Raw genomic sequence first — 24495 nt, forward strand, 5'->3', positions numbered from 1 at the left:
CCACCTCCATATATTTTCTATATATAGAGTATTCTTTTTTGTAAATATGTCAACAAATTTGTTGTAAAATTAATTGTTATTTCTTCTTTTAACAATCAGCCACACAACCATTAACACAACTCCTGCAGCACTAACTAAAGCCCCCTGCCACAGATACGGGTATCTCATCTTAATAACAGTTGTTCCCTTATTCACATACATAAGATTATTCCTATGTGTTATATCCGATGAAGAGCTGAATATATCGTGATATGCAAGTGTTGTATTAACATTATCATTATTAGATGTAATTGTAATCTCATTGTTTCCGTATTCCACCTTTAAAGGAACTATCTTTCTGTCTGGAAGTTCCTCTGATGATATACCACTCATATTACTAAGCAACTGTCCAACAGATACGTCATCAGTCAGACTATAGAAATATGTAAGATTAAGGCCAGTCATTATAATATTATCGTTATTAACAGTCCCATAAAAATCGAGATTCAATCCATTATCATAAAAAGTTCCCCACACAGTATCAAGTCCATCAATATACACTGTATTCCATGTAGTATGTCCCTGAGGAAACATATCTGGATATATCGTTCCAATTCTTGTATCCATATCCGGATATCCGTTGTGAAATGTTATCAAACTGCATGTTACGCCAAGGAAATTCTGACTATGTGTACGCTTATCCTTTGGTATGCCATCGGCATATATAATCACCTTAACTCCTGCTCTGCTTAGACGCAGTACAAGGTCTTCTGCTGTTTCTTTATCATCATATGTAAAACCATTCAGGAACACCTCTTTATATCCCGACAGTTCTTCATATGTGTAATCATTAAGATTAGCAGAATCTGCTGTTTTAACTGCAGGGAACTGCATTGATATTGCTGCTGCCCCAGAGCCTATCGCAACTGCCCTGTAACTGCTGATAACTCCCCAGTTGTCAGGTGTTTCAATATGGTAAAGAATATAATCACTGTTTTGTTCCACTTTCTTATATCCAACCGTATTCGCAGCTGCTTCAAGATCATATAAAGAATTATTATATTGTTTAAGCAATGATTTTTTCACAAGTACAGAATCATCACCCAGTTCTAAGCATCTGTCGAAGACATACAGGAAATCTCCCTGTGCAAATGCTTTGTTAAGATTAACTATATTAGCAGATGTATTAGCAGCTTCTCTTCCTGCACCAAATGTAGCATCAACCGGATTGCCATAATCAGAAACCAGCCATGAACCAGTTGCCCCCAGTATGCTCTCGTCCATCAGGGCAAGTCTCTGCTTTGTGACTGCCTGAGCACTTGAAATAAGAGTACTGTCCTGTCTTGCTGCCATTCTTTCCTGAACAGATATATCATTATGTTCACCAACAATAAGGCTTAAAGATGGTATAGTATCTACCACCAGTAAAACGCAAAGCATCAAGACCAGAGTCTTCTTTAGCCTGTCCCACATAAGAAAGCTCATAAGAATCATACATAATGCAATGGATATGAATCTTAACATCCATAAATACTGGCTTCCTGGCAAGTGCTTCAAAACGGCATATGCTGATTTAGTTGTCATAAGCAGTATAATGAATCCTGTTACAAAGCCTGTTCTCGATTTCTTATATCCAAATAAAATGCCAAATACAATAACAACCAAAGCTGCAAATCCGAAATAAAAATATTCAAAACCTCTTGTTAATCTTTCAAAAGGATTAATTGTTGTCCATAAATTCTGGAAGAAATTAGCCATATTTTCAGAATTATCAAGTGAAGTTATTCCACCTCTTAAGGACGCAACCAGCCATATTCCAAGCAGCATAAATCCAAAAATCATTGATATTACAACATCAAGTACTGCCTTCTTTCTGCCCTTCTGTATCATATAAACAATTCCATATATAATCACAGCTATAGCCACCATTCCAGCATATCCAAGATGACACAATTCCATAAGTAAAAATGTAAATACCATAAGCGGTATGTATCTTAATTTATGATTGTATAAATATTTATATACAGAATATATGAATACCGGCAGAAATATCATACTGAGACTTCTGGCAAGATTTCCTTCTATAAATATTGCACACAGATTATTAGGCATAAAGAACCAGAGGAGTCCGATAAATGCTCCCAGATAAGGTCTGTTAAAGCCTCTTCCGATAAATGGCCATACACATGCGCCTAAAAAACACACTCCTCCTATATAAAAAAGATATGCACCAAACTGGCTTCCACCCGCAAGATACTGACAAAATGCCATAACATAAGCAGGAAATGGAGACCAATACCTTAAAATCTCCACGCCGTTATACCATGCAGAATCATATAAAGGATACCAGTTGCCCGATTTAATCGCATTATATACATAATCTCCTCTGTAGACATGATACATAGTATCTGAACCTGAAGGATATATTCCACTTGTCTTTACCAGCCAGACAACAAAACATGCTGTTGCAAAATACACGAATGGCATAAGAAACAGCAGGTAAATTGCTTTATTTTTCTTTTTCAACTTCTTCTCCAATCCGTCTTAACAACATCACTGCTTAACAATATCGTCCAGCACTGCGTCCATAACCTCTGATATTATCTTTTCATCAGCTTTCTTATTCAATATTGAATTACGTTCCTGCTCCGCTATATTTACAATATAGCTTCTTGTAGGAGTTTCACTAGCCTCAACTCTTGTGAGCATGCCACCTGTCTTATATATAATCTTAAAAAATTCTTCTGCAAAATAATCAGTAACATTCTCAAGTGTAGGCATCATTGAATCAAACGGCTCTGCTTCATTAAGAATCTTATTCTGATACTGTTCAAGGAACTGCGAAATTCCCTGTTCAAATATATTGAATTCAACAAATAAATTTCTTGAAAACTTAATATCCAGTGCAAACTCCCATGTATGTGGGTGAGTTTCACCTTTAACCTCATTAATGATAATATAATGTCTCATATTAAGGTAAAATTTCAGTCTGTATTCCCTGTACATATTAACTGCCATAATTCCGCCTCCCTTATATTACCTGTCTATTCTATCTGACTTCATACTTAACTCTCAACTTATCTACATCCGCTTTGCTCTTAATAGTAATTGCATACATTATCTGCATTGAATTTTCCATTAAAAGCTGAAGGCTCTGCTTAGAATGCTTTCTGTTCATTCCAACAAATATAAGAACAATGTCATTATCTTCATATGTGAATCTCAAAACATTTTTATCAAGAATATAATTAGCTCTTGCTATAAACTTTGCACATTCCTTATTATCAGCACATGCAATATGCATAAATGTTACAGGATAAATATCTCTTGCCACTAATTTATCAAGAAAAGGCATAATTGCCGTATTATCCCAGACATTATTGCGCGTATCATGCAAATCCTTCTCTAAAAGTTTCTTATTCATCTTAGAAACCATACTGTTAAGCTCCGCAACCGTCTTATCAGATTCACTAATCGACTTCTGCATCCGTCTTAGCTTATGTGCAAGCAGCATAGCTGTTATTATAAGCACAAAAAGCAGAATCACCACATAAGTCTCCATCTGAATCTTAATCTGCATATAACTGTTATTATCCATAATTGCATTCCTGCCTGTAAGCAGGCACAGCTTATATGACTGGTTCTTATATTCAAATGTAACACCTGATGCTACATAACTATTCCCATCAATTTCTATGAAATCATGAGTAACTCTGTTATTCTGAAGATTATTAAGAAATTTCGTGGCACTCTCTGACTCATAATATGTAGCTGTGGTAACACCTTTATACCTGTTAGTTTCAAGAACATCTTTTACAAAAAGGATTGACTGATTCTTAGAAAATGTCCAGTATTTATTAGAAGATGAATTCATCGTCCCAAGAATATCATTAATAATCTGTTCATCATCACGATTGCTTTTAAGATTAATCTGGTCTAAAACAAGCTGCACATAAGCGTCCTGCTGTGTTGCACACACCTCAAGGACTCCTTCTTCGTACTTATTAATCCTTGTATATGCAAATACTCCGGCAATAACCGAGAAACATATTACATAAATAGTTGTGATAACAAGCACATTTTTCGGCTTTTTATTCTTCTTAACACGCTTCTTATTAAGCTTCTTTTCCATGTTATTCCCTCTGATTATTGTTATTATTATCTTCTACAACATCATAATTAAGTGCATTTCTTACTTTCTTTATTGCATTAACAGGCTTACTGAAATCACTTTTAACCACATCTGCAAATGCCCTGCATTCCTCTGACAGATTCATTGTTTTCCATGTGCTGTCAGTTTCAATACTGTTAATAATTCCTGCAAGTCTTATAAAGAATACAGCAAAATTAAAAAATGGCAGAAACAGTATGCACCACCAGTGCCTCGTGTAATATCTTCTTATATCCTTATTAATTCTTAGGAAATATGCTACAACAATAAAATACAGATATCCGATAAGCGTATATAAACCAAATATTATTGCTGTAGATAGAATAACCGTTTTCCCAGAATAACCCACAACAATCAGGCATATAAGTGCCAGATACCATATAAGTCTTGGAAATGCAAATGTATGGTCATACAAAAGAGTTTTGACACTTATATTAGTAAAAAGGTTCTTTACCTTGAAAGACTTGTCCATAAACATCTTGGATACTTCAAGGCTTCCTCTCTGCCATCTCTGTCTCTGTGTATATAGTTTATTAACATTTTCAATCGGATCAACAAAAAACAGTGCATCCTCACACACTTCAACCCGTTCTTTCTGAAGATACCTCATCTGAAATGTAATATGTGTGTCCTCACAGATAGTATCTGTGTTATACATCCATGACTTCAGAACTGCTGATTTTCTGAAAGCTGAAAATGCACCTGACAATGTATACACGGAGTTAAGCTCTGATGCATAACTTCTTCCCGCAAGGAAAGCCTGTGCATATTCCATAAACTCAAGTTCACGGAGCAGTCTTGATGGTCCTGCTTTATATTTCTTAATCTGCTCAGGCACTGTAAGAATAGATCCTGTCATACAGTTAATAGCCGTATCATTCTCAAATCTTGTAATCATATTGACAAGTGCATTCTTCTCAAGCATTCCATCACTATCCAGATTGATAATGTACTTTCCATCACTGTTATAAAGTGCCAGATTAAGTGCTCTTGACTTTCCCTGTTCAGAATTCATCCACTGCATCAGAAGTTCTGGAAATTCCTGCTGACACTGTGCATATATATCAAAACTGTTATCTTTTCCTTTATTATTAACCAGAAAAATTCTTATCCTGTCATTCGGGTAAGTACTGTCATTAATCGATCTGATACATCCATATAGTGTATCTGCCGAATTATATACTGGTATTATAAGCGTAATCTCTGGATAAACCTCAAGTTCCTTTTTATGGATTTTATGTCTCAGATTCCTTCTTATAAGAAGAAAAACGCTTCCTATCGCAGGAACAATTTCCATAATGAAAGGAATAATTATCCATCCGCCCCAGAAAAGAAATGAATTAAGAATTATTTTTACCATATGAGAAGTTTCCTACTTTCATCTTAACAATCTGTGGTTTCGTAAATACATAAAAATACAGATACACACTGAGTACATAGAAGAATATTCTTCCTATAAATGTATGAAATACATAATATGCATTCATGCCTAAAAAATGTACCGCAAGACATATCATTACTATTCTTAAAACATTACATAACATAATGTAACAGAAGCCACCAATTCCTATCATCAGCTTCTCACTCCAGTTATACACATTAAAGAATATTAGTAATGACAGAAATGCCATGATTTCAATGATTCCCGAACACTCAAAATCAATAAGCAGTGTCATTGACGATGCACCCGTATGTATAAATATAATTCCGTATTTAAAGTATGCTGTAAATGCACCTGTTACATCCCCCACAATACCTGCCATTGTTGCAACACATCTTGCAAGAGGCATTGTAAGCAACGGCTGTACCGTCATCATCATAATTACAAACAGTCCAAGACTTCCCCACATGAAGCTCCATGCATGAAGCTTTGCTCTCTTCGTTACAGAAAGTATATAAAGCCATATTATTATAATTGCAATTACTATAATAGGATTCATTCTGCTTATACCTGTATGCTGCCTTTCTTTTTCTTATATACAACTACTCCACATGTTCCAGCTATACATATGAAAAGTCCAAGCCATGCTCCAGATGATGCACCTGCTGTATTAATCCATTCCTGTCCCAGTCTACCAAACTGTGCACTAATCTGCTTGAAATCACTTACATCACAGCCAAGTTTCTGAGCAACCTTGTCAAGATCAAAATAAAACTCACATTCATCCCTGTTGCTTCCAACTGTAACTATCATCTTTCCATAACATATATCTGCATCATTAAGTTCATTAATATTCTTAGATGTTCCCCATGCACTTGTGTCAAACATATAGAATTCATATGTACCATCACTAAGTCCGTCACGTTTAGGGTTCCAGTTAATATTCCCCTGTTCGTCAACTGTTACAAATCTTGGATATAGTACCTGATTATAGCTGTCATTAAACTTAAATGTCACTGCCTGTGTAAACTCTCCTCCAGCTTCATTAAGATGCTCCGGCATAACTGTATACACATGTCCAAGGACAGTACTTCCATTACTGAATAATGCTCCCGCAGAATCCACCATATTATGATGTGTTCCGGCTGTAGAATACTGAATAGTTGTGTGTGGATAATATTCCCAGTCACCATACAATCCATCATACCTGATATCGTATATTATCTTATCATCCGAAGATCCATCATCTTTAATATTAGCAGTTCCTGATATAAAAGGCTCGGATCTGTATAATCCAAATGATATTGTCTTGTTATAAGCCGGCAGGGCACTCTTAGGAACTGCTATCTCCCACTGATTACCAACATGCCTGCAGTCAACACCGTCTACACCATTAACATATCCTTTGCTGTCAATCTGAAAAACAAGTTCGTAACCCAGATCAGTAGTTATCGAATACCTGCCATTACTATGAGTTCCGGCTCCTGAAGCATCACCACCAGTTCCATCCTTCACATACACATATACATAATCACCGTCAAACATCATAGCTGTCTTAGATATACATTCATTATGTGCATCATTAGGACATAATGCATCATACTTCTTAACAGCATCCCAGTCAGCAAACTCACCATCTATAACAATTCCATTATACACAGCTTCTGTATCATCTTTTTCAACCTTCTGTCCGTCTAATACTTCAATATCCTTAATATCTACAGTTGTTCCTGCAAATGTAATCTTAAAATCCGAATTAGCAAAAAAATCAAAAGGAATAGCTGCCTCAACCACATAAGGTCCGGCTGTATTACCATGTGCATTATTAACAGTTACAGTCTCCGAATTCTCTATATCCCCATACCATGAATTCTTTGCCTGTGCACTGTCTTTCCATCCAGTAAACTGAATCTTATCTGATATTCCCGTTGTTCCATCAGCATAAGTAATACTCACAGGATTACTTCCCATATAGCTGTAGTCCCATTCAGTCTGAACAGTTCCTTCATACATAAAATAAAGCTTTGAATAATCTGATGATACCGCTGCTTTCCACAGCTTAACACCAGCAGCATCTGCAGTTCTTGCTGTAATATCGTCCCAGTCATCTGTATCAGAATCGACCACAATATTACTTCCCTTAACAACTGGATTTCCCTTCAAAGCAGATGCATCAACACTCCCCAAAACATTTGATAGATTAGCAGTATATGTGTTCCTTATCTGTCCTGCATATACTGATACCGGCATTGAAACAAGCAACGCTGTCATACCAGCTAATGCAGTAATTCTCTTATAATTGTGTTTCATGGTAACTTCCTCCCGTCTTTAGCAATTATAATAAATAGCCGCATCTATTTAATCATTATCATTCAAATGTATTCAAAATTATTCATATCATTAGTATATTAAATCTTCTTATGTACATTTTAATTCATCGGCATATCTGTGTCAATTATTTAACAGAATTTTCACAAATGTATTGAATGTCTGGGGTCGGCTGGCTCAATGGCCTGTCGTCTGGCTCAATGGCCTGTCGTTCCTATAAATTTTATTTTTTGCTTCTTTTATAGGCATATTTCCTACAAAAATCACCTAAACTAATAAAAGCAACTCAAAAATACCCATAAAACAACATTTACATGCTATCTTATGGGTATTTCATAATAAAATCCACTTATAATATCAAAAATCGCTGAAATTCAACCTATAAATCTATCATCAATACGACTACCTATAGGTATCACGTCAAATCCTGCCTTATACAAACAGTTTATTGATGACCATCGGTTTATCTCCGGCAGGCAGTTTATCGATGACAGGCGGCTTATCAGCCATGAAGTCCAGCTGACTGACGAATCATATCCTCAACAACAATATCGTATATCTCCCCGATAGTACTGCAATACTCAAGTACCTTCCAAGGCTCATTAGTATGGAAATGAATCTTGATAAGATCCTCATCGCCTGCTGCAATCAGACAGTTTCCTTCAAAATGTTCTGTAATATAATCAGCAATAACATCCTCATCTAAATCTTCATCTCTTCTGTCAATAAGAAGCTGTGTATCATAACGGTATGCAAACTGATCATCCTCAACATCTACACTATGTATATCTGACATAAAACAATCCTCCATAATCTGTCTTTATGTGTGGCAGCCAGCATGTCTCACCCGACTAACCCGGGACATTATCTCATATATGAATCATAACTTCAAGCATCAGAATATTCTTCTGATAAAATTATATAATCCATTATTCCATACACTGACCTCATGCGCTCCCGGTCTTATATAGAAAATGTGGTTAATTCCATGACTTGTCATATAATCCGAATAGTTAATAGCAGATTCCTTGCAGTAAGGATCACTGTCGCCCGTTACAATAAGAGTAACCAAAGGCTGCTTCTCTCCATCCTTAACAAATTCAGGCAGAAGAAATCCTCTGTTTCCATAAACTCTTTCTCCATTTCCTGTATCAACCACTCCTCCTACCGGGGCAAATGCACCTACATATCCAAACACATCAGGATGTGCAAAACACAGGAAAAGCGATTCTCTTCCGCCAAGTGAATATCCTGCTATTGCAGTATTCTCTCTTCCCATTCTGGTAGAATAATGCTCGTTAATATATGGAATCAATGCATTAATAACATCATACTCACACGCATCATATTTTGCTGTAAGTTCAGAGAAATCATAGTCTGACTCCTGACCACCATCAGCATCTGTGAATACAGTAAAACTCACCATAATCACAGGATTCCTGTTGTAATCATCAACTGCATTCTGTGCAACATACAGAGCGCCAATTCTGTTATATTCAGAATAACTTCCGCTCATTCCATGCAAAAGATACACAACCGGATAACTCTGTGATTCATCATAATCTCTTGGAAGATATACATAAGCCTTACGTTCACTTCCGGTTGTCGGTGAATAATAGCTTATCTCATCAACATTTCCATATGTTACACCCGGTCTTTCATCATTATAATCATCTGGTATGTCATACTCTGTCGTCACTTCATTAGACACCGTTCTGCTCTTACAGCCTGACAATCCTGTCACTGTAAATGCTGTCACCAGTGCCATTAACACAGCACCTGTCTTGTACATATTTCTTGAAATCATAATCCGGTACCTCTGACAAACCTTCTTACAATCTCCAAGCCGCCAACCGGTGCACAGAATTTCTGATTATGCTTTCTGCACTCTTCATAGACATATTCAAGATTAAACCACTCAACGCCGTCCAATTCTTCCTTCTGCAATGTAAGTTCATCTATATTGACTGGCTTTGTGTATACATAGACAAATGCAATCTCACTGTCCTTAAACATCTTGCCATAAAATTCTTTTTCATATTGGATTACAAATGTATCAACAAACTGCAAATCATCAACAGAAGCCTTAATCCCAAGTTCCTCATGCAGTTCTCTTATAGCAGATTCCTCCGGTTCGTCACCAGCCTGAATATGTCCCGCCGAAGAAGTATCATATCTTCCAGGAAATGAGTCCTTATTCATAGCCCTTTTCTGCAACAGTACCTCTGCTCCCTCATCAGACTTTCTTACAATCCACACATGCGCCGTTCTATGCCTGATTCCCTCACTATGTGCAGTCTTTCGCTCAACAGTCTCACCTGTCGGCTTTCCATTCTCATCAACGATATCAAGTAATTCCATGTTAAATCCGTACTCCATAATAATAAAAAAGCCACCAGCTATCGCGAGTTCTACGGGAAAAATAAAGTGATTGAACCTAGACTCCGATAGTACCGCTTTCGCAGCACCCCTCCCAGGACTGGTAGCTTACATATTATATTACTATGTGATTGAAAATTCCATAGGGATAATATCACATTTTAAAAAGTCGCACTAAGCAGGAAGAACAATACATATATTGCAAATGTTTCTCCAACTGTATATAATGCGGTCTTTACCCATACATTAGGCTTCTCCACATGCTGTACAGTTCCAGCATTTGCAGTAATCTTTTTCTGATGTTCCTTAATAATCATGATTCCCACAACCGCACCTACAACGCAAGCAATTATGTACAAATAATATGAAAACATCGGTTTTGCCTGAACATAGCCACCATATTCGTCGTTCATTGTATTAGTAATAACAAAATACAGACTTATCAACGCAAGTGCAGATGAGCCAAATGCAGCAACTGCCTCCTTTCCCCAACCTTTTCCTTCATTCTTTACCATGCATATGCAAAATGCTGAAATAGGTGCAAGCAGGAATACAATCATTCCTACAGTGCCATTTTCTTCTTCATCTGAGTCATAATAATCATAATAGCTGTCCTGAGTTGTATCTTCCGTTTCAAATGTTAAATCAGCCATACTTACACTTCCAACATTAACCCCTGCACATGACACTGTAAACATAGGAAAAAAGAAGCATGCTGCAGCCACTATTGCAGCAATCTTCATTATAAGTCTGCCCTTAATCTTATGTCCTGCAATATTAATAGTCACATCCTTTTCTACAGGTTCTTCTACAGCTTTCTGACTCACCTGCTCTGGTGAAACATATTCATACTTATATTGTGGCTCGCTACTTTCACTGTTTTCAGGCTCTTTATCTCCAAATGCTCCTTTAAATTCAACAACATTGCTTCCAACTTCCGTCCCGCAATAATTACAAAAACGTACATTATCCTCTAGTTCTTTTCCACATTTTTTACAAAACATATGCATTCTCCCATTCTATAATTTCATACCGTTAAAACATCTCTGTAATGGCCATAATAATTATAACTATAACCATCATCACAAGCAGTACAGCGCCAATACACAATCTGACTTTTAGCTGGAATTTAAGTCTATCTTTCCATGTAGTCCTGTACATTTCAGGCTTTTGTGTAACCTTTAACTGCTCTCTTACCTCATCACTTATTGCAGTTCCACATTTCGGACATTTCACCCAACCATTCTGCACTTCAATACCACAATTTTTACAAAACATATGCATTCTCCCTTCATGTAACAAATTGTTTTATATCATGTCTAATCGATCATACATTGTTATCTTCTAAAAAATATTAATTTTATAATTGCAACCGGAATACATATCCACCCTAACATAAGTGCTGAAACTAACTTTTCAATAAAGATACCTCCTGTTTGGGTACTAAATAATATTTTATTCTTATATATAGTTTCCCCAACTGCCCAATATCCTAACGCCAAATAAATAATAAGACCTACCATACTTTTCTCCTTTGATTTATTCATAACTATAGTAAATTTAGTTGTAGACAATATACCATTTACATCTAAAAAAATCAATATATTTCTATTGTATTCTTCAATATTAATTCAAGGATTTTCTCTTAAAATGTATTTTAGGTACATGCCGTTGTTACCTTGTAACCTAATGATAACAATTAGGTGTGACATCATATGTCCAGGGTGTGAAATTTTTTATTTATTATCACATATCAATATCATAAAATATAAAAGCGGAAATAATAACTCCCCGTAAGCTGATTTTGCTTACGGGGAGTTATTATTTCCGCTCTTTATCCTGTATTTCCTCTAACAGACAAATTGGCAGGTTTGTCTATATTTCAATTTCACCTGCCTCTCTAAACGCTAAAGCTATCTCAAAATTATTGGTAGGATTATACACCTGCTCGCTTTGCTCTCCCAACACAATATCCCTATAATAAAAGTCTCTAAGATTATTAGTTCCTTTAACATTAGTTAAACGAATATATCTGTTTTTCTGATTAGTTGTTGTAAATGCAATAAATCCTTTATCAATTGTTTCTAATGGTCTGAGATTGTGAGATGTAAATATCAACTGACCTTTTCCCTTTTCAGAAATGATATTAAGCATTTCGCCAAGGAGATATTCAAACACACCGCTATCTAATTCATCTATTGCAACCGTAACAGACGGATTGTTATAGACTACAATTAACAGCTGTAAGTTTGACACAATCTTTTTTATGCCTTCTGATTCATAACAGAACGGAATCTGCTTGTTATTCTTCAGAGATATAAGCTGGATTTGCTTGGCAATTTTCCCATCTTTAGTCATTGTTGAACCTAAATCTACAACACCAATTCTAAGTCCCGGAACCAACTGTTCCAGAACAATATTCATATTCTTAATTACATTTTCAACAATTCCATAAGTATCCTCTGGAATCAATGCCGGCCCATTTAACGAAAGCAACACACCACCAACTGCTTCTGAAGTTTCATTTCTGTATTTAAATACCAGCGGAAGCGTATTCAAACTAATCAAACCAATACTCTCCGTATCAATAACAAACAACTCTCTATGTCCAAACATATACAAGCTTTCAATAAGTTTCATATAAAGCTCATTCCTGCAATTCCTGCGATATTGATTTATAAGTTCTCTGGAAAAAATAAAACTTCTTGAAGTAGCTTTTGTAAGTCTCTTCGTAACGAGCAAATCCATATACTTTTCTTTATCGTTGCCAACCAGTTCCTGCATCTTTGCCTTTGGTGTAAAAAGTTTATCTGTACGCGTATCAATCAAAGGTGCTTTACGCATCTTATCATTCTTAGATTTATAAGAAAATGCAAAAACCTCATCAAAAATTTCCACTTTTGTTGCAATTTCATTCGTTGTTTCAGCATTGCCCGCAGCACTTTCATCTATAACTTTTCTAATAGAAAACTGATACCATACATTATAGACAATTTCAGGATATCGAACCACAAACTTGTATTCTAATGTAGCATATTCTGTATCTACATTGATATAATCAGCATATTTCTTAGGAACTGCCTTACCGCATAGTGCTAATTTAAGCAAATGAATTGCATCAATCAATGCAGTTTTACCTGAACCATTCTGACCATATAGTCCTAACACACTTGCCTTATAATCCTTTCGCTTGTTTTCAAAATCAAGTGTTCCATGCGTTACATTCTTAAAATTATCTATAGTTATGCTCTCAATTCTCACGATACGACTTGCCATAATTCTATCCTCCTTACAGGCATATATTATCATTAATTCCCTAATAAATTAATACGAATTTAGTTTTTGACATTTTTTATTTCTTATAATCAATTCATCTGTATGTATTGATAGTATAAACCACAAACTCATATATAATACAGAAATGTGCAGAACCCGAAGAATCGGCTCTGCACATTTCTAACTATTAACAAAATCTTATATCAATTTTGGGAGTTTGCACAAAACTTGAAACTGTCCCTACTATGTATGATGCATCGACAGCCCATATGACCATTGTGTTTGCCCAATATATGTTACTCGCAATACAACAACGCGAAAATGAAAATCAGAGATTTCTTAGTGAATTGTTTTTCTATCTTGTCGATGAAATACCTGACATTACTTTCATCAGAATTTTCAGAATTCTGATGTATGCCTTGATGGCAAGCTTTCAGGAAATCTTAAAACTCAGTAATGATCAGCAGACTGCTTTTACTGCTGATTTCGAGACAAAACTGCAAAAATATCTGTGCAAAACACTCCATTCGAATATTATAGCAACATAAATCACTCTTTTGTTAGCTGAAATATTGTACTTTCAAGGTACAAATTCCATTTTAGTATGGAAAGTTTTAGTTAATAATTATATAATAATTGATTTCATTACACATTTCCATATGTTAATGTCCTTATACATTCCATATATGCGATATCTTTTACAGTATCAATTGCCTGATTTTCATAATAGTTCATATCGTTTTTATGCTCTTGGATAAAGTCCATATAATGGTGTAAATTACAAATTTATATAAAAAAGAGCCGAGAGCTCATCTTTCAGTTATAATTAAGTTACCACACAAAAACATAATTGAAAGGATGAAACTCATGGCTCAATTACATTTTACATTAGATAGTGATTTTTTTGTAGGACTTTTTTCAGAAACTAAGGATGAAGCTTTTGGCAAACTTATGGAAGCTTTACTTAATCAGGTTCTTCAGGCTGAATCTACTGAACAGCTTGGAGCAAGTAATTACGAACGATCTCAAGAACGTTCTGATTATAGAAATGGAGTTAGGACAAGAACATTAACCACCCGTATTGGAAAGATTGAATTACAGGTTCCAAGACATCGTAATGTTCCATTTAAAACTTCCTTGTTCGAAAATTATCAGCGTAATGAACAGGCTTTAATTACAACAATGATGGAAATGGTTGTGCAAGGCGTATCAACCAGAAATATAAAAAAAGTAACTGAAGAGCTTTGTGGAGAATCTTTTTCAAAATCTGCTGTTTCTGAAATCTGCAAGGAACTAGATGTCCCTGTTAAGCATTTCAAGGAGCGCTTATTGCCGGAACACTATCCGTTTATTATTGTTGATGCGATATATTTAAAAGCTCGTGAAGATCATCGTGTTAAATCAAAAGCGTTGTTTGTTGCAATTGGAATAAACAATACCGGGCACAAAGAAGTCCTGGGATTTGAAGTTTATGATTCAGAGAAAGTGAACACCTGGAGAGACTTTTTTGAAAATCTTAAAAGTCGCGGTTTGCGCGGTGTAGATATTGTAATATCTGACGCACACGCGGGGCTTGTTGAAGCAATAAAGGAGAGTTTCTCTGGCTCTTCATGGCAGCGATGTCAGGCTCACTTTACAAGAAACATCATAAATAAGTGTCCTAAAAAATACAGCACTGGTTTAGCTTCTGAGTTACGAGACATGTTTAACGCAGCTACTATTGAAGAGGCCCGTCGTTTAAAAGAATCTATATACGATGAATATCAGGATGTTGCAAATGAAGCAATGACTGTCCTTGATGAAGGATTTGAAGATAGTATTACCATCATGGCACTTCCCTCAAAATATCGTATAGCATTAAGAACCAGCAACATAATAGAACGCGAGAACAGAGAAATCAGAAGACGCGAAAAAGTTATTCAGATTTTTCCAAATACAGAATCTATTATTAGATTAATTGGTGCAGTCCTTCAAGATGATCATAATGAATGGAGTGTAGGTCATAAAATCTTTGATATGAAAGAGTACTATGATAAACTAAGCTCCATTCAGTCAAATCTTTTGAAGATAAAAGTAGCGTAGATAAAACCACATAACTGAAAGATGAATTTACACACAAATTTGGACTTGACTTGCTCTTGCAATTCTTTCATATTTTTTTCTAGCTTTTCAGCAATATTTTTTTCATTTATAAAATATGCTTCTAAATCATCACACATTTTTCGATATACAGCTATTTTTTTATCTCTACATTTATTGTGGAGCAAATTCAAAGCTTGATTAATTACCTTTTTCACATATTCATCAGTCTTTTCTTCTCGTATGGAATCATTCATATTCAGAATTTTTACAAATTCCTCAGAATCTTGTGAAATATGCCTTGCAACATAATCTGATACCGTATTGTGAATATCATCTTCAAACGCATCTCCAATACCATAATCAAATTCCACTAAAATATTGTCGGGAAAGACCTCCGATAAAGCATCGATAAAACCATTAATATCTTCCTCAATCTTATCAACAATTTCATCTTCATATTTTCTCGCTTGTGATGCTGCCTGCTGTCTTGTCTCTTCACACATTTTATGGACATCAATAGTATCCTGTACAGATGTAGATGAGCTATTTAAATCAACTTGCTTTTCAAGATATGGGTTATTGCACTGTATTTCATAACCTTTCATCTCAATATCAATATTACCTGTAATCTCACCAACTTTTTCTATTACTTTTCCAACACCTCTGCATGCTGCTCTCTTTACATTTGTTAAAGCTCTACCTAACGAAGAAAAAAATCCCATAATCAACCCTCCCAATATTACCTAACGATTATATTTTCTGAATTTGCACTTATTTCAATTTCTAAGTTTCTGCGAATTTTTCTAATTTTACCTTGTAAGATTTCTATATCACGATTACTTTGTTCTATTTTTTCAATTTGACTTTGATCGTACTCTCTATCCTCTGTCAGTTTCTTTAAATATGCCTTAGAATCATCCAGATAAAGTGATGCATTTTCATTTATCACTTTCATACACTTAATATAGTCATTTATGATTCCATTCACGATATAATTTCTTCTGTTGAGGAGAACCACTTTATTGATTCTATCAAATAAATCATTTACACTTGCATATTTCAAAATATCATCAGCTTTTCTTCTCACATCCGAGAATTCTAAATCTTCGTCAATTTCTAATAATGCCTTTTTAAATTTCTTTTTCTCTTCTGGTTCAAGATTAATTCCCTGAATTACCTGCGTTGTCATTAAATGCACTTCTGCCGCAACAAAAGCAAATCTGCTAACAGCCATACTATCATTGTTGTATAATTCTCCTAAACGAATCAAAAACTCTTTTTCTTTCTTTTCCCCTTCAGCATTTGTCAACATATCTTTCTTTGTTGCTACCACAAAAATTTTACTTACATCTCCACCTTTATTTGAAATAACTTTGCTTAAAAAATTAAATTCTGGCTGACATGATAAATTTTCTCCTGTTATACATGCCAAAATCCAATCTGATCTTTTAATATAACGTCTTGTTATATCAGAACGGTATCTTACCGGATCACTCAATCCTGGAGTGTCCACTAAAAACACATCATGTGGTATTGTATCACTCTGATAACCTACCTCAATTTCTTTTACAAAAAAGTGCTTCGGCGTATCTGATTTTGACCACTCCATCATAATACGTGGTAACTCTTCTGAAGAACATGTAATATATTTCTGTGGCTTATTCAGATACTCATATTTGATATTCTCTGCTCCCAACCTATCATACTCATTTCTGAAAACCGTTGCATTTTTTGCAGTACTCCATAATTTATTCCATTGTGCTTCCGTATAAAAGTTTATTTTCAAATAATTCCCTTCACTTGTGGTACGATATTTAACCAGAATTGATGTCTCTGGTGTCGGGTCAACACTTGCTAAATGAGTACCAATCAAAGCATTTATCAAACTTGACTTTCCAGCTTTAACAGTTCCCACTACAGCAATCTCAATTCTTCTTTTCCGATAATCAGAAAAAAATTTCTGTGTAAGTCCATATATTTTTCTATAGACTGGCGCATTTTCTTCTCCTTTATCTTTCATTGCCTTATATGCAATATTTTTAATCTTTTTCATTTTTCGAAATTTATCATCTAGCTCTTGATATAACCAATCATCATCATTGCAATTAGATTCTTTTATAATTTTTGCCAATTCTTCAACCTCCACCATACATTTCTTTTCAATATCAAAATCTACCAGTTCATATGGAAAAGATTTTGATAAGGCACCACAGAAACTACATACCAATTGATGTGATTCTATTGGATGTCCACAACTACCGCAAGTCGTTGAAACTGATGGCATCATTAACTCAATGTTCTCTGTTTTTCGTTTATACCTTGTAAGTGCTTTTTCTCCCGTTTCAACAATCTTATTAAGATCTTGTATCCGTTGCTGATTTTGTTGTTCTCCATCAATCATAGCATCTACAATTTTTTTGTTTTTCCGCTGGTTACGAGCCAACTCATCAATATGTCCACTGGTTTTACGAATTTGTTTAGCAGTTTCTTCATATTTCTTCTCAAAAGGAGCTGCACCGGCTTCCATTCCACATTTGTATATTTCCATTTGTTTTTTCTTACGCATGAATTATTTCCTCCCTAAGTGTTTTATTCTCCCAATACTATGCTGTACCATTGTTGTTCTAAGAATTCTTTTTTTACTTCACAAATAAAATTCCGATCCGATATCACTCTATAAACTGTAACCATAATTCCACCTATATCCAAGTAATTTAAGGATTTCTTTACAACCTCCGGGTTTCCAGAACTAACTCCCACTGCAGCAGCTATTGCAACCGCAATCACATTACTTGCTGAGGCTATCAGGTTGGAATAACTAAGTATTTTTCTTGTCTTTACTGAATATAGATTCTTATTAGGGTATATAGATTCATCATAATAAAGACCATGAATCATACCAATCAGAGAATTAATTAAAACTGCAAAACCTGCTTGTGATCCAACTTTCACTAAGTTTCCCATGTCCAATCCGTAATTTGCAAGTTTTCGTGCCGACTCAACAGAAATAGTTGAAATGATTGGTAGTGGAAGACTTGCAGTTGAATACATATCAGATTTCAAGTGAATTGCTTCCTTCATAAGAGATACACCAATTTTCTCTTTTCCTTCCACGCCTTCATCTATTAATTTACTTTTACACGAATTAAGAATTTTAAAAGTATCAGCATGCTTTGAAATTTTATCTCTGGTTGTACCATTTGAAGCAGTACCTGTCAAAACATGAAATGACTGTAGTCCCTCACTTACTGTAACTGTACTTGTCGCAATGTTCATTGTTCCAAAAATCCATCCAAGCAATGGATCGTGTCCGATTGTTTTAGCTCTATGCGTAAAACCACCACCAATGCCTAAACCATAATCTTTTCCACCATATATTGCATCAAATGGAACCGGATTAGTTATTATCTCATTTATTGATGGATTATATAATCTGTGTACTCTATTTGAATGTTCAACATTATGCCCTTTTGTATTTTTAGCTGCTGTTTTATCGTCAACCCTCTGAGTAATTGTCCCAATTATATACTGTCTGATACATTGCAGTGCCGTTGCAAAGAGAAGAAATGTAATATCTGTTTTATTAAGTTTTGTAGCTTTCTCGAATTGAGCATCAATATCTTCAATTATCGCTGAAGAATATTTTGCAATTTTAGCTGTTCTGTCTGCATCAATTGCAATCTTATTTAAGTCTGACTGCCATCCATAAATTTCTACAAGACTTTTCTCATTTATCTTTGCATTCTCCTTTTTTAATCGATTATAATTAACCATTCTTGCCCCTATCCTTTTATTTATATATAAGACAATTGGTCTTATTTATATTGTTTCTTATATCACTTCCACCATATCCCCTTGGCTTCTCAGCCACATATCAATGCCCTTGCCGAACACCTCTGCAGATATCGTGTATACGCCATCTTTTTCTTCCAGAATCTTCGCAGTTGGCAGTCTGTCAAGAACTGCTTCCACGCTTGAACCCTTATACCTGAATTTGACCTTTTGAAGCTTTCCACCATACATGAACTGGATTCTTTTTCTGAATTCGCCTTCTTTAAAACGATTTCCATAAGGAATCTTGAATTGCTTGTCAAGCACCTTATAGCCTGCAATCCTGTCGATTCGGTATATTGTTGGAAATGCATCATCAATCACATCAAAATCAGCTTTAACATCTTCATCCTCAATAAATGCCGTCAGGTAGAAATAATACTCTGAAAACATTATTGCCACTGGCTTTACCCTTCGTTTTACAATTGCTCCGTCTTTAGTCCTTTTGTAATCCATTTCAAGATAACGGTTCTGATGGATTGCCTGCCCGATATCCCACATCTTATCAACGAACTCTGATTTATGTGTCAGTTCTATGTAATGAAATTCTTCATTCTTAATAAGGTCCTGTACTATTGCCTTTCCTTCTGCCGGTGTGCAGCGGTCAACCAGTATATCGAGAATGTGCTCCATCCTTTCTCTGGTAAATGCCCTGCTGTCCAGCAGTATCTTGCATATTGCAAGTATCTCACTATTGGTCAGCCTTGTCCTGTATATCTGGCTGAGATAATGTCCGCCCCTTTTCTTATCGTATTCAATTGAATTAATTACCCCGCTTTTTTCAGTCTCCTGTTCAAAAAAATTATTAATTGCACTTATATCACGCTGGATTGACCTGGCAGATACGCCATATCTGGCAGCTTCCGCCTCTTTGTCAACCACTTTCCCTTCCATCAGGCGCTGATACAGGCTTAATACCCGACTTACCTTGTCATTGTAGTCATTTGCCATAAGTAGTTTTTCTCCTTTAAGTCGTTTGTAAGATTGCACTCATCAATTCACGATTTAATCTGTTAATATTTCAGCACTTTATCATAATAAATGCTAATATAAAATCATATTTTCTGCATTTTTATACATCATTTTCACAAAATTATGTTTGAATAATTATACATCACACAAATAATGAAAATATGTTAAAGCCTGTAAACATGTATATGATATAAAGTATCATTGCTGACATTGCAAACAGATACACCACCGCAAGTATCGGATACCCTATACTTCTTAGCCTTATAAGCCTGTATTCTTCGTAAAATTCTTCATAATTAATATACTGAACCTTGTCCTCCTCCGTCATCTTGTTCCATATTTCTCTTGAATTGTATCTGATATTGAACAGAAATGGTCTTTTCAAATACACATAAACTTCACTGCTATCATCTTCAATATTGTTGTCCTGCATAACTGCCTCCTTCGTTTTGTTTATTATTATGATAGCAGACAGGTCGGACATTATATGTCTTAGCGTCATATTTTGTCATAACATTTTTAATTCTTATAATCCGAACCTAAACATATCGTATGATTATTTAACGAAATCTTTTTTAAATGTGTGCCCGTGACTAATTTTGTTTTAGTTGTAGATAATTATATCATCAGCCAATCAATATTACAATTATATGTATTGTATTTATCATCTTTATTGTGGAGGATTTCATGAAGGATATTGATTTTGAAAGTATTGGAAAGAAGTTGAAAGAAATACGCTTATCTAAAGGTTTGCCGCAGGACGCTGTTGCCAGTGTTGCTGAGGTCAATACTTCTCATATAAGCAATATTGAGAATAACCGTGTGAAAGTTTCCCTGCCTACACTTATCTATATATGTAATGCACTAGGTGTAACTGTAGATTATGTGTTGTCCGGCGAGTATGCTTCTGACGATTCTGCAATTGACAGAGAAATTATGAAGGAACTTCAGTCTTTTTCAGATGACGAAAAAGAGCGCGTTCTACGAGTTGTCCGCGCCCTTAAGTAATCTCACAGCATAATTAAAACCTGCCATGAAACTTTCTTTCTTAGCTGTCTCAGCAACCGACACGTATTTGTCCCGTTCACATTCATAATCTTCCCACGTTGCAAGTTCCTGAAACTGCTGCAGTTCATGCTCAATCTGCTGCTCAATATGTTCATCCACATTTTTCATAACATCCGTCTCGCTTACAAGCATATTATACAATTCTTCCAGTTCATTCTGCATAAACATTCCACCTTATGTAATATTCTGCCAGCAGCCACAATTATGACTTCCGGCTCTTTTCATATGATAACAGACAGGTCGGACAGTTATTGTCATGTTAAATTCATTTATAAAAAAATCAGGCTTTGGATTTCTCCTCCGCCTGATTACAATTCTATTAATTCAATTCAATTTTATCGCTAAAACCACTCATCAGCCTTTTTCTCTTGCCACCTCAAACTCCTGCTTTATCTGCGCAAGAAGCTCAGGATTAACAAGAACATCGCATATTGAATCAGCCATTATCTTTGCTGCGTATACTATAGCATTATGCGCTGCATCACTCTTTCCTGCCTTAAGGTAGGCTTCTGAATGTGGCTGTGCATCCTTGTCTGTGAATGCAATTCTTATACATGAGCCTGGAACTTCATATAACACATTGCCAAAATCTGTTGAGCCAGTCCTTTCGCGTGGTGGCGCAATCGATGGGGCATTCTCATATGCTGCATTTGCCATAAGCAAGTCATTGACCTTATGGCACACAACCTTGCTCTTGAATGGAAGGTCTCTCTGAATTTCATATGTTGTTCCAGTCATAAGCGCAGCTCCTTTTAAAATGTTGTAGAATCTCTCTACAACTTCATCAAGGTATTTCGTGCTGTATGAACGGAGTGTATATTCTGCAACAGTAAGGTCCGGAACTACATTTGGAGGACCACCTGCATTACGGATTGTGTAATGCATTCTTGTGTCATCTTTAACATGCTCTCTTAACATCTCAATTGCATGGAATGATAATAACGCTGCATCAAGTGCGCTGCGTCCTTCTTCTGGACTTATTGCAGCATGGCTTTTTACTCCGTGGAATGTTACCACGAAATTCTCGAGTGCCATACATTTTTCATCTACTGATGTATTAGGTGAGCCATGCGACATAAATGCAAGATCAAGCTCTTTCATATAACCTTTATCGAGCATAATTATCTTACCGCCAAGAGTTTCCTCTGCCGGGGTTCCATACACAACAAGCCTGCATGGATAATCCTGAAGGCAGTTCTTTACTGCGATTGCTGCCCCTATTCCGGCAGGTCCCTGAAGATGATGTCCACACGCATGTCCGATTTTTTCAAGAGCATCATATTCAACAAGAATCCCAATCACCGGACCGTCACTTCCATTATCCCATGTTGCCCTGAATGCTGTTTCAAGTCCTGTTCCACGCTCTACCGCAAATCCTTCTTTTTCAAGATAACTGCACAGTATATCAGATGTCTTGTACTCTTCCCCGCTTATCTCCGCAAGGTCGAATATCTCATCTGACATCTGGCATAAATCTTCTTTATAGCTGTCGATAACCGCTCCAAGCTGCTTCTTAATATCGTCTGACATAATATCTGCTCCTAATCAATTCTAATATCCAATCATTAATGCGCCCAGCATAAACAGGCATCCAAGTGCTGTCCATATAAGGAACAGAGGCATCATGAACTTAAGCCATTTACTGTATGGAATCTTTGATACAGCAAGATATCCCATAAGTGATGATGACATTGGAAGTACTGAGTTAGAGAATCCGTCTCCTAACTGGAATGCAAGTACTGATGTCTGTCTTGATATTCCTACAAGGTCTGAAACCGGTACCATAAGTGGCATTGTAACTGCTGCCTGACCTGTTCCTGACACGATTACGCAGTTAATAAGTGACTGGCATAAGAACATGCCGACAGCCTTAATTGAATCTGGCATAACATTTACAATATTAACAATTCCATACACGATAGTATCAAGAATATTGGCATCACTTAAGATTACCTCAACTGTACGGGCAATTCCAATTATAAGACATCCTACGATAATGCCTTTAGCGCCTTCTCCGAATTCTCTGGCAATTCTGCTAGGACCGTAACCGCTGATAAATCCGCATATTACACCCATAAATATGAACAGACCTGACATTTCTTCAAAGTACCAGCCCTTCTTTGAAAGGCCATATATAAGTATTCCAAAGCCAAGTGCCATAACAATAAGAACTGCAATCTGTCTTACCGTAATTGTGTCTGTTGCATTGTCAAATGTGTACTCCTGGTCTTCAGGAATTCCATATATTACGCTTTTTTCAGGATGTGCTGCAACCTTTCTTGCATAGCAGATTATGTATGCACTTGTAGCAGCAAGAAGCACAACAAGAATAAATACTCTGTAAGCCATCCCGGAGAACAACTGTAATTCTGCTATATCCTGCGCAACTCCTACATTGAACGGATTAAGTAATCCGGCTGTGAATCCAACCGCTGCACCGAGTGCAATCATTGCTGTTCCTGTAACTTTATCAAGCCCTAAAAATAACGCAAGTGTAATTCCGATAGGAACGAATATCATAACCTCTGATGACATTCCCATTGTGAATCCGAATATAGAAAATAATGTCAAAAATACAGGAATTACAACATATTTGTGCTTAGAAAATGTCTTAGATAACTTCTTGCATAACGCTGTAAGTGCGCCTGTTGATGTAATTACCTGAAAAGCTCCGCCGATTATCAGCATAAATGTAATTGTTGACGCTGATTTCACAATTCCGGTATAGATTGCTGAAGGAATCTTTAACGGATTAAGCGGACTTGATGCTATTCTGTGATAACTTCCAGCTTCAACTAAAGTCTTGCCTGTTGCTGCATCTTTAAATCTTGTAAACTCGCCTGCTGGCACAATATATGTTGCCGCTGCAGCAATAAGAATAATTACCACAAGTATTACAAATGTATGTGGCGTTTTCCATTTTTTCTTTGCTTTTGTTTCCATGAACTTTTTCTCCCATAACAAATTTATATTTTTATACATTTTAATATAAATCATACTAAAAATAAAATTGTATGTTTTTATCGAA

At 35.8% G+C, this 24495-nt stretch carries 23 protein-coding genes; 2 read left to right on the forward strand and 21 right to left on the reverse strand.

From position 1 onward, the window contains the following. Positions 1–69: 69 nt before the first annotated feature. The 13 genes from EUBELI_RS12415 to EUBELI_RS12475 all read right to left on the reverse strand — a co-directional run bounded on the left by EUBELI_RS12415 (position 70) and on the right by EUBELI_RS12475 (position 13514). Entirely contained in the window at positions 70–2505 is a 2436-nt protein-coding gene (locus EUBELI_RS12415) for a 6-pyruvoyl-tetrahydropterin synthase-related protein (RefSeq protein WP_041688948.1), read from the reverse strand. Positions 2506–2532: 27 nt separating this feature from the next. After that, entirely contained in the window at positions 2533–2997 is a 465-nt protein-coding gene (locus tag EUBELI_RS12420; protein WP_012740718.1) for a 6-carboxytetrahydropterin synthase, read from the reverse strand. 31 nt (positions 2998–3028) lie between these two features. After that, positions 3029–4111, reverse strand: a complete 1083-nt coding sequence (locus EUBELI_RS12425; RefSeq protein WP_012740719.1) for a hypothetical protein — start codon at positions 4109–4111, stop codon at positions 3029–3031. Between the two features lies 1 nt (position 4112). Continuing rightward, a complete protein-coding gene (locus EUBELI_RS12430) occupies positions 4113–5510 on the reverse strand; it encodes a TIGR03111 family XrtG-associated glycosyltransferase (RefSeq protein ID WP_012740720.1) in 1398 nt (465 codons plus the stop codon). Continuing rightward, a complete protein-coding gene (xrtG, locus tag EUBELI_RS12435) occupies positions 5491–6090 on the reverse strand; it encodes an exosortase family protein XrtG (protein WP_012740721.1) in 600 nt (199 codons plus the stop codon). The genes EUBELI_RS12430 and xrtG overlap by 20 nt, the downstream gene beginning before the upstream one ends. A gap of 5 nt (positions 6091–6095) precedes the next feature. Next, complete coding sequence (locus EUBELI_RS12440) at positions 6096–7841, reverse strand: Firmicu-CTERM sorting domain-containing protein (RefSeq protein WP_012740722.1); 1746 nt, start codon at positions 7839–7841, stop codon at positions 6096–6098. A 520-nt stretch (positions 7842–8361) separates the two neighbouring features. After that, complete coding sequence (locus EUBELI_RS12445; RefSeq protein ID WP_022098168.1) at positions 8362–8655, reverse strand: hypothetical protein; 294 nt, start codon at positions 8653–8655, stop codon at positions 8362–8364. 99 nt (positions 8656–8754) lie between these two features. Further along, positions 8755–9666 (reverse strand): alpha/beta hydrolase, encoded by a 912-nt coding sequence (locus tag EUBELI_RS12450; RefSeq protein ID WP_012740724.1) that lies wholly within the window; start codon positions 9664–9666, stop codon positions 8755–8757. Further along, on the reverse strand, positions 9663–10220 hold the full coding sequence (locus tag EUBELI_RS12455; protein WP_041688950.1) for an NUDIX hydrolase: 558 nt from the start codon (positions 10218–10220) through the stop codon (positions 9663–9665). The genes EUBELI_RS12450 and EUBELI_RS12455 overlap by 4 nt, the downstream gene beginning before the upstream one ends. Before the next feature lie 179 nt (positions 10221–10399). Beyond that, complete coding sequence (locus EUBELI_RS12460) at positions 10400–11242, reverse strand: zinc ribbon domain-containing protein (protein ID WP_041688951.1); 843 nt, start codon at positions 11240–11242, stop codon at positions 10400–10402. Positions 11243–11273: 31 nt separating this feature from the next. After that, a complete protein-coding gene (locus EUBELI_RS12465; protein WP_041688952.1) occupies positions 11274–11516 on the reverse strand; it encodes a zinc-ribbon domain-containing protein in 243 nt (80 codons plus the stop codon). A 59-nt stretch (positions 11517–11575) separates the two neighbouring features. Further along, on the reverse strand, positions 11576–11761 hold the full coding sequence (locus tag EUBELI_RS12470) for a hypothetical protein (protein WP_041688953.1): 186 nt from the start codon (positions 11759–11761) through the stop codon (positions 11576–11578). A 352-nt stretch (positions 11762–12113) separates the two neighbouring features. Next, the gene (locus tag EUBELI_RS12475; RefSeq protein WP_041688954.1) at positions 12114–13514 is read right to left on the reverse strand and encodes an AAA family ATPase; all 1401 of its coding nucleotides are present in this window, start codon (positions 13512–13514) and stop codon (positions 12114–12116) included. A gap of 867 nt (positions 13515–14381) precedes the next feature. On the opposite strand from EUBELI_RS12475, the gene EUBELI_RS12485 reads away from it, so the two are divergent. Beyond that, positions 14382–15596, forward strand: a complete 1215-nt coding sequence (locus EUBELI_RS12485) for an IS256 family transposase (RefSeq protein WP_041687873.1) — start codon at positions 14382–14384, stop codon at positions 15594–15596. Here the strand turns inward: EUBELI_RS12485 and EUBELI_RS12490 are convergent. From EUBELI_RS12490 to EUBELI_RS12510, 5 genes are all read right to left on the reverse strand, one after another. After that, entirely contained in the window at positions 15563–16318 is a 756-nt protein-coding gene (locus EUBELI_RS12490) for a hypothetical protein (RefSeq protein WP_012740732.1), read from the reverse strand. The two genes, EUBELI_RS12485 and EUBELI_RS12490, sit on opposite strands and share 34 nt — an antisense overlap. 17 nt (positions 16319–16335) lie before the next feature. Then, positions 16336–18162 carry a dynamin family protein gene (locus tag EUBELI_RS12495; protein WP_012740733.1) on the reverse strand — a complete coding sequence of 609 codons (1827 nt, stop codon included), beginning with the start codon at positions 18160–18162 and terminating at the stop codon, positions 16336–16338. Positions 18163–18185: 23 nt separating this feature from the next. Further along, positions 18186–19370, reverse strand: coding sequence for a hypothetical protein (locus EUBELI_RS12500; protein WP_012740734.1), 1185 nt, complete (start codon positions 19368–19370; stop codon positions 18186–18188). Positions 19371–19427: 57 nt separating this feature from the next. After that, positions 19428–20378: a helix-turn-helix transcriptional regulator gene (locus EUBELI_RS12505; RefSeq protein WP_041688955.1), complete on the reverse strand. Its 951-nt coding sequence runs from the start codon at positions 20376–20378 to the stop codon at positions 19428–19430. 163 nt (positions 20379–20541) lie between these two features. Next, positions 20542–20832, reverse strand: coding sequence for a hypothetical protein (locus EUBELI_RS12510; protein ID WP_041688957.1), 291 nt, complete (start codon positions 20830–20832; stop codon positions 20542–20544). A gap of 254 nt (positions 20833–21086) precedes the next feature. Between EUBELI_RS12510 and EUBELI_RS12515 the strand changes: the two genes are divergently transcribed. Next, entirely contained in the window at positions 21087–21407 is a 321-nt protein-coding gene (locus EUBELI_RS12515) for a helix-turn-helix domain-containing protein (RefSeq protein WP_041688958.1), read from the forward strand. Here EUBELI_RS12515 and EUBELI_RS12520 read toward each other — a convergent pair. From EUBELI_RS12520 to EUBELI_RS12530, 3 genes are all read right to left on the reverse strand, one after another. Beyond that, a complete protein-coding gene (locus EUBELI_RS12520; RefSeq protein ID WP_041688960.1) occupies positions 21381–21629 on the reverse strand; it encodes a hypothetical protein in 249 nt (82 codons plus the stop codon). The genes EUBELI_RS12515 and EUBELI_RS12520 overlap by 27 nt on opposite strands. Before the next feature lie 192 nt (positions 21630–21821). Beyond that, on the reverse strand, positions 21822–22997 hold the full coding sequence (locus EUBELI_RS12525; RefSeq protein ID WP_012740739.1) for a M20 family metallopeptidase: 1176 nt from the start codon (positions 22995–22997) through the stop codon (positions 21822–21824). Positions 22998–23018: 21 nt separating this feature from the next. Next, the gene (locus tag EUBELI_RS12530; protein WP_022098173.1) at positions 23019–24410 is read right to left on the reverse strand and encodes a YfcC family protein; all 1392 of its coding nucleotides are present in this window, start codon (positions 24408–24410) and stop codon (positions 23019–23021) included. Positions 24411–24495 lie beyond the last annotated feature (85 nt).

The sequence above is a fragment of the [Eubacterium] eligens ATCC 27750 genome (assembly GCF_000146185.1).
GTDB lineage: Bacteria > Bacillota > Clostridia > Lachnospirales > Lachnospiraceae > Lachnospira > Lachnospira eligens.

Bases quoted from the DNA above. Each gene is read 5' to 3' on its own strand.
- EUBELI_RS12500 (WP_012740734.1), bottom strand. From the start codon at position 19,370: ATGGTTAATTATAATCGATTAAAAAAGGAGAATGCAAAGATAAATGAG.
- EUBELI_RS12455 (WP_041688950.1), bottom strand. From the start codon at position 10,220: ATGGAATTACTTGATATCGTTGATGAGAATGGAAAGCCGACAGGTGAG.
- EUBELI_RS12475 (WP_041688954.1), bottom strand. From the start codon at position 13,514: ATGGCAAGTCGTATCGTGAGAATTGAGAGCATAACTATAGATAATTTT.
- EUBELI_RS12465 (WP_041688952.1), bottom strand. From the start codon at position 11,516: ATGTTTTGTAAAAATTGTGGTATTGAAGTGCAGAATGGTTGGGTGAAA.
- EUBELI_RS12425 (WP_012740719.1), bottom strand. From the start codon at position 4,111: ATGGAAAAGAAGCTTAATAAGAAGCGTGTTAAGAAGAATAAAAAGCCG.
- EUBELI_RS12430 (WP_012740720.1), bottom strand. From the start codon at position 5,510: ATGGTAAAAATAATTCTTAATTCATTTCTTTTCTGGGGCGGATGGATA.
- EUBELI_RS12445 (WP_022098168.1), bottom strand. From the start codon at position 8,655: ATGTCAGATATACATAGTGTAGATGTTGAGGATGATCAGTTTGCATAC.
- EUBELI_RS12525 (WP_012740739.1), bottom strand. From the start codon at position 22,997: ATGTCAGACGATATTAAGAAGCAGCTTGGAGCGGTTATCGACAGCTAT.
- EUBELI_RS12520 (WP_041688960.1), bottom strand. From the start codon at position 21,629: ATGCAGAATGAACTGGAAGAATTGTATAATATGCTTGTAAGCGAGACG.
- xrtG (WP_012740721.1), bottom strand. From the start codon at position 6,090: ATGAATCCTATTATAGTAATTGCAATTATAATAATATGGCTTTATATA.
- EUBELI_RS12485 (WP_041687873.1), top strand. From the start codon at position 14,382: ATGGCTCAATTACATTTTACATTAGATAGTGATTTTTTTGTAGGACTT.
- EUBELI_RS12505 (WP_041688955.1), bottom strand. From the start codon at position 20,378: ATGGCAAATGACTACAATGACAAGGTAAGTCGGGTATTAAGCCTGTAT.
- EUBELI_RS12530 (WP_022098173.1), bottom strand. From the start codon at position 24,410: ATGGAAACAAAAGCAAAGAAAAAATGGAAAACGCCACATACATTTGTA.
- EUBELI_RS12490 (WP_012740732.1), bottom strand. From the start codon at position 16,318: ATGGGATTTTTTTCTTCGTTAGGTAGAGCTTTAACAAATGTAAAGAGA.
- EUBELI_RS12450 (WP_012740724.1), bottom strand. From the start codon at position 9,666: ATGATTTCAAGAAATATGTACAAGACAGGTGCTGTGTTAATGGCACTG.
- EUBELI_RS12515 (WP_041688958.1), top strand. From the start codon at position 21,087: ATGAAGGATATTGATTTTGAAAGTATTGGAAAGAAGTTGAAAGAAATA.
- EUBELI_RS12420 (WP_012740718.1), bottom strand. From the start codon at position 2,997: ATGGCAGTTAATATGTACAGGGAATACAGACTGAAATTTTACCTTAAT.
- EUBELI_RS12470 (WP_041688953.1), bottom strand. From the start codon at position 11,761: ATGGTAGGTCTTATTATTTATTTGGCGTTAGGATATTGGGCAGTTGGG.
- EUBELI_RS12510 (WP_041688957.1), bottom strand. From the start codon at position 20,832: ATGCAGGACAACAATATTGAAGATGATAGCAGTGAAGTTTATGTGTAT.
- EUBELI_RS12440 (WP_012740722.1), bottom strand. From the start codon at position 7,841: ATGAAACACAATTATAAGAGAATTACTGCATTAGCTGGTATGACAGCG.
- EUBELI_RS12495 (WP_012740733.1), bottom strand. From the start codon at position 18,162: ATGCGTAAGAAAAAACAAATGGAAATATACAAATGTGGAATGGAAGCC.
- EUBELI_RS12460 (WP_041688951.1), bottom strand. From the start codon at position 11,242: ATGTTTTGTAAAAAATGTGGAAAAGAACTAGAGGATAATGTACGTTTT.